The organism is Kitasatospora sp. NPDC007106 (assembly GCF_040634455.1).
Taxonomy (GTDB): domain Bacteria; phylum Actinomycetota; class Actinomycetes; order Streptomycetales; family Streptomycetaceae; genus Kitasatospora; species Kitasatospora arboriphila.
Genome location: NZ_JBEYFP010000539.1, coordinates 1 through 4,102, shown reverse-complemented (window position 1 = coordinate 4,102; position 4,102 = coordinate 1). Strand labels below are relative to the sequence as shown.

The following is a 4,102-nucleotide window of genomic DNA, read 5'->3' as shown; positions in this document are numbered from 1 at the left end:
ACCGGGGTCCACGGGATCAGGAGGGTGTCGTGCAGGTCTTCATCGGTTACGCGAGTGCGCACGGTTCGACGCGGCGGGTGGCCGAGCGGATCGCCGGCCGGTTGCAGGCCTGCGGCCACGGCACGGTCCTCCGCGCGCTGGACCGGTCCTCGGACCTGCCGGACTGCGACGCCGCCGTCCTGGGCAGCGCCGTCCACGACGGCAGGTGGCTGCCGGAGGCCGTCGGGTTCGTCCGGCGGAATGCCGATGCGCTCGCCGAGCGGCCGCTCCGGCTGTTCGGTGTGAGCCTGGTCGGGCAGCGGAGCAGTGCCTTCCCGCCGGTCGTGGCGCGGTGCCTGCGGCGGCTCAAGTCGCGCTCCGCCCCGGAGTTGCCCGCTGCTCTCCTGGCCGCGGTCGCACCCGGCGGCCGGCACGACTTCGCGGGCGCGGTCGCGCCGGAGCACTGGCCGGCGACCGGTCGGCTGGTCTTCCGGCTGATGGGCGGCCGGTACGGCGAGCACACGGACTGGGACGAGGTGGACGCGTGGGCGGCGGCCGTCGCGGCGGAGCTCCGGGGCCCGGCGGGCGGCTGAGGGCGGGCGGCTGAGGGCGGTCAGTCCGGGAGGCGGACGGCCAGGGCGGGCCTGATCCGTGCGGCGCGCCGGGCCGGGCCCGCGGCGGCGAGCAAGGAGGCGGCGAGGGTGAGGGCGGCGAGGACCGCGATCTGCGCCCATTCGACGGGGAAGCCGCCGTCGAGACCGGTGAAGGCGGAGCTCTTCTGGTACATCAGCCAGGTGGTGAGGACGCCGAGGGCCGCGCCGAGCAGGGTGCCTTCGAGGGCGACGAGTCCGCTCTCCCACAGGAAGGACCGTTCGACGGTGCGGGCCTGGCAGCCGAGGGCGCGCAGCACGCCGATGGTGCGGCGGCGTTCGCGGACGGCGCGGACCATGACGACGCCGAGCCCGGTGATGCCGATCAGCAGGCCGAGGGCGAGGAAGCCCTGCATGAGCCGGAAGAAGGCGGTGTTGGCGGCGAACAGCCGGTGCACGTCGGCGGCGATCGGCGTGGCGACCAGGCTCGCGGAGAGGTGGCTGCCCTGCAATTGGCCGGCCAGGTCCTCCGGGGAGGTGCCGGGGGTGGTGCGGATCAGGGCGGCGGCGGTCTGTGCCTGCGGGCCGAACTGGGTCCGGACGGCCTGCTCACCCATCACCAGCGGGTAGACGGTGGCGCTGCTCCCGGTGCCGGGGTAGAAGGCGAGGCCGCTGGTCAGGACGCCGGCGATGGTCTTCGGCTCGGCGCGGCCGGTGACCGGGTCGGTGAGGGTGAGGGTGTCGCCGGGGGCGTAGAACCGACCGCTGGGGCCGCCGGTGTGGCCGAAGAAGTTGTCCAGGACGACGTAGTCGGGGTGGGTGGCGAGGGCGTCCCAGACGGCCTTGTCGTCGGGCAGGCCGGGCAGGCGGTCGCGGAAGGCGATGCCGCTGGTCGCGCCGTCGGGCACCCCGACGACGGCGGTTTCGAGCGACTCGGTGGTGCGGTGGCCGGGGTCGGTGGCCTGTCCGCGGGCCTGCAGCAGCGGGGCGACGGCCTCGATCTGCCGGGCGAGCGGTCCGGTGCGCAGGCCGGTCAGCGGGCTCGGTCCTCCGGCCTGCGGGTTGTAGTCCACGCGGAGGGTGTAGCCGGCGGTGGCGTCGGCGGCGGCCTGGTCGATGCTGGCGTTCATGATGCCGCTGATCTCGGTGAGCAGCACCAGGACGAGCACGATCAGGGTGTACATCACCATGGTCGATCCGGTGCGGAACCGTTTGGCCAGCGGGTACGCGGCGGCGAGCCGGGTGGCGATGCCCTGTTGGGTGGGGCGGTTCATCAGGCGCCGCAGCGGTCGCAGCACGGCGTGCTGGTTCTCGCTGACCAGGACGACGGCGGAGAAGGCGGCCAGGGTGCCGAGGATGACGTAGACGGCCATCGACGGGGTGTCGAAGACTCGGGGGCGGATCACGCTCGCCGCCAGCGTCCACAGCAGGACGAGCGCGGCCGCGATGCTGGTGGCCGCCCGGCGCGGCATCACCCTGGACGCGGCGGGCACCGCGAACGCGACGGCCAGCGCGGGCAGCAGGTAGGTCTGTTCGGCCTGGCTCCGGGCGAGGGCCGGGACGGCGGCCAGTGCGCAGAGCAGGCTCAGGGCGGTGGAGACGGCGACCCGGCGGCGGCGCGGCCGGCGGCCGGACTCGACCGGCAGGTCCCGCACGGCGGCGATGACGTTGAAGCGGCTGATCCGTGCACTGGTGGCGACGATCGCGGCCAGGGCGATCACCAGGCCGAGGGCTGCGCCGTTGACCAGGCTGGTCGGGGTGACGGCGAAGGCGATGTCGAGGCCGCTGCCGTCCACCGACCAGCTGCGGAAGATCTGGGCGGCGGCCACGGCGACGCCCCAGCCGACGGCGATGCCGATGGCCACGCCGGGCAGCGCGGCGGCCAGTGCGTAGAGGGCCCCTTCGATGCTGAACGAGCCGATCAGGTGAGCCCGTTTGAGTCCGACCGCGCGGAGCATGCCCAGCTGGGTCTTCCGCTCCTCGGCGAGCATCACGAAGATGTTCACGAGCAGCAGGGCGCCGGCGATGATGCTGAAGCTGCCGATCATCAGGAAGAGCGCGCCCAGGGCGTCGCCCGTCGCGGCGGCCTGGTCGAGGACGGTGTGCTTGGGGGTGTCGACGGCGGCCCGGCCGGCGTCCGGACCGAGCGCACTGCGGATCTCGGCGGTGACGGGGCCGGTGAGCCTCTCGCCCGTCTCGACACCGCCGCGGTTGGACACCAGGGTCACCGAGTACGTCCGGCCGGCACCGGGCGCGTCCAGCGTGCCGGGCGGCAGGAAGGCGTTGCGGTTGACCCGACCGCCGAGTCCGGCGCCCGCGAGGCCCTGCTGCGGGACGACCCGGGCCACCGTGAACTCGACGGCGTGCCCGCTCAGGTACAGCGTGACGGGACGGCCGGGGCCGGTCTTCAGCGAGCGGGCGAGGGGTTCGTTGAGGACGACCTGGCCGGGGGCCGGTGCCGGTCCGGCGAGCCCGGAGGGTCCGCCGGCGGCGCCGAACCGTCCGGCGGCGTCGAAGTCTAGCTGCCAGGCGAGCACCCGGGGTTCGGCAACGGGCTGTGCGGCGTGGGTGTTGACCGCTGCGGCCTGCGCGACCTCGGCGGTGAGCACACCGTCGACGTGGGGATCGGCGGCCAGTGGCTGCAGCCGGTCGGCGATCGCGCGCCCCGCCGCCGGGTCGGTGCTGACGATCCGTTCGTCCACCGGGCCGAGGGTGCGGTAGGCCTCCTGGCGGACCGAGAAGTTCAGGGTGTCCCCGACGACGAGGGCACCGACGATGATCGCGGTACCGAGGACGGAGCCGGTGACGACCAGGGCCGCCTCCGTCCGGCGCCGGGCGACCTGCCGCAGCGCCAGGCGCCGCACCACGGGCTTGCGGACGGCGACGAGCAGCAGCGTCAGCAGGGCGGCCCCGAGGACCCCGAGGAGCGGGAGGAGGAGGTTCGGGTACATGGTCAGCCCGCCGTCTGCAGCTCGGGTTGGCGGGTGTCGGAGACGAGCCGCCCGTCGCGCATCCGGATGACGCGGGGCAGCCGGGCGCCGATGGTCTCGTCGTGGGTGACCAGCACGATGGTCTGGCCCTCGTCGCGGTTGAGGGTGTGCAGCAGGTCCATCACCTGGGCGGCCATGGTGCTGTCCAGGTTGCCGGTGGGTTCGTCCGCCCAGACCACGGCGGGCCGGGCGACCAGGGCACGGGCGATGGTCACGCGTTGCTGTTCGCCGCCGGAGAGTTCGTTGGGCCGGTGGGTCGTCCGGTGGCCGAGGCCGACGCGTTCCAGCATGGCTTCGGCCCGGGCACGGGCCTCGCGCGGTGCGGTGCCGGTGAGCAGCAGCGGGAGTTCGACGTTCTCGGCGGCGGAGAAGACCGGGATCAGGTTGAAGGCCTGGAAGACGAAGCCCATCGCGCGGGCGCGGTGCTCGGTGCGTTCGGCGTCCGACATGGCGAGATCGGCATCTTCAACCGCTCGCACTACGAGGAGGTCCTCGTCGTCCGGGTCCACCCGGAGAACCTGGAACGGCAGCGGCTGCCCGAGG

General features: G+C 74.1%; 3 protein-coding genes. 1 reads left to right on the top strand and 2 read right to left on the bottom strand.

The window, feature by feature from the left end; translation table 11 throughout:
• On the top strand, positions 1–572 hold a 572-nt coding region (locus ABZ641_RS27950; protein WP_359986046.1), incomplete at its 5' end, for a flavodoxin domain-containing protein.
• Between the two features lie 20 nt (positions 573–592).
• On the opposite strand, the gene ABZ641_RS27945 is transcribed toward ABZ641_RS27950, so the two are convergent.
• Positions 593–3,520, bottom strand: coding sequence for an FtsX-like permease family protein (locus ABZ641_RS27945; RefSeq protein WP_359986044.1), 2,928 nt, complete (start codon positions 3,518–3,520; stop codon positions 593–595).
• 2 nt (positions 3,521–3,522) lie between these two features.
• Complete coding sequence (locus ABZ641_RS27940; protein WP_359986042.1) at positions 3,523–4,008, bottom strand: ABC transporter ATP-binding protein; 486 nt, start codon at positions 4,006–4,008, stop codon at positions 3,523–3,525.
• Positions 4,009–4,102: the final 94 nt, after the last annotated feature.

Coding starts and splice junctions, on each gene's coding strand:
- ABZ641_RS27945 (WP_359986044.1), bottom strand. CDS start 3,520: ATGTACCCGAACCTCCTCCTCCCGCTCCTCGGGGTCCTCGGGGCCGCC.
- ABZ641_RS27940 (WP_359986042.1), bottom strand. CDS start 4,008: ATGTCGGACGCCGAACGCACCGAGCACCGCGCCCGCGCGATGGGCTTC.